A 1,211-nucleotide genomic window follows, 5' to 3' on the forward strand; every position below is an offset into this window, starting at 1 on the left:
CCTCGGCGACCGCCACCGGCATTGGTGTGCGCCGGCCTCGGTCGGGCAAGTAGCAGTAGGTGCAGTTGAGATTGCAGAAGCCGTCGGGCTGAACGACCACCGTGTTCGGACGGCGGGCGATGCGGCGCCGGTAGCGGGCCAGGGTCTGCATCGTGCTGGCTCCTCGCTCGGTCAGAGGGATTCGGTGCCCGGGTCGGTGTCCGGCGCGCTGGCGGCGGTGACCGGCTGGTACTGAGGTGGTTGGTGCTCGACCAAGTAACCGAGCCGAGCACGACGTGGTGACCGGACACCACCAGTGCCTTCATCGCGTCGCCCAGCAGGTCCCGGTCGCGGCTGCGGTGCTGGGCGCTCATGCCACGACCCCCAGATCGGCATGGACGGTCTTGCCGTTCGGCAGTTGGTCAGCGCCCCAATGGCCGCCGGTGAGGTGGTGGATCAGAGCGATGCCCCGGCCGCCCTCGTCCTGCCCATCGGCCTTGACCATGACCGGCAGGACGCGGCAGCCGTCGGTGACACGGATCTGGACCGCCTTCTCGGTGAGCCGTTCGATCTCGACCCGCATCCACAGTCGGCACCCGGTCTTGGCCGCGTTGGTCGCCAGCTCCGAGACGATCACCTGGGCGTCCTCGACCAGGTCATCCAGACCCCAGACCGCCAGTTGCACGCACACCAGCCGACGAGCGGCAGACACGGACTCGGCCCGGTAGGGCAGGTCTACGCCGACCGACTCGGTACCGCTGATGGCTGCGGTCACGGCGGCCGTTGGCTCGGCTCCCGAAGGCATGCCGGCAGTGAAAGCCATGGCGGAACTCCTGGCTGGAGTGCGGTTGAGGGTGAGCCGGTGCCAGGCCCGGAACACCGGACGGGCCCCTGGCACCGATGCCGTCCCCGAGAGGAGGACGGCTTCGCGTAACCAGTGAACGACCGTCAGCTACGGGTCGGTGCGGCAAAGTACGAGTGCCGCTGGTCCGGGCGCGACCGGAAAACTTGACCGCCTCATTACCCGACCCCTGCACACCACGTCCCACCACAGCTACGTTGACCGCATGGTGGCCAACGTCGCACTCCGCCTCCGGATGGCCGAACGCCGCATGACGAAGGCAGAGTTAGCCCGCGAAGTGAACGCCGAGGTCAAAGTCCTCACCGGGAAGCTCGGCACGGTATCAGAGCGCACGATCCACAACTGGCTGACGGGTCAGACCCGTTGGCCG

2 protein-coding genes are annotated in these 1,211 nt (G+C 68.0%); one reads left to right on the forward strand and one right to left on the reverse strand.

Annotated features, from left to right (window positions below):
• Nucleotides 1-349: 349 nt before the first annotated feature.
• A complete protein-coding gene (locus tag C7C46_RS31065) occupies nt 350-802 on the reverse strand; it encodes an ATP-binding protein (protein ID WP_146259286.1) in 453 nt (150 codons plus the stop codon).
• Nucleotides 803-1,091: 289 nt separating this feature from the next.
• Between C7C46_RS31065 and C7C46_RS37830 the strand changes: the two genes are divergently transcribed.
• A partial coding sequence (locus C7C46_RS37830; RefSeq protein WP_484421961.1) for a hypothetical protein occupies nt 1,092-1,211 on the forward strand: 120 nt, incomplete at its 3' end.

The sequence above is a fragment of the Streptomyces tateyamensis genome, assembly GCF_003205575.1.
GTDB classification, from domain to species: domain Bacteria; phylum Actinomycetota; class Actinomycetes; order Streptomycetales; family Streptomycetaceae; genus Kitasatospora; species Kitasatospora tateyamensis.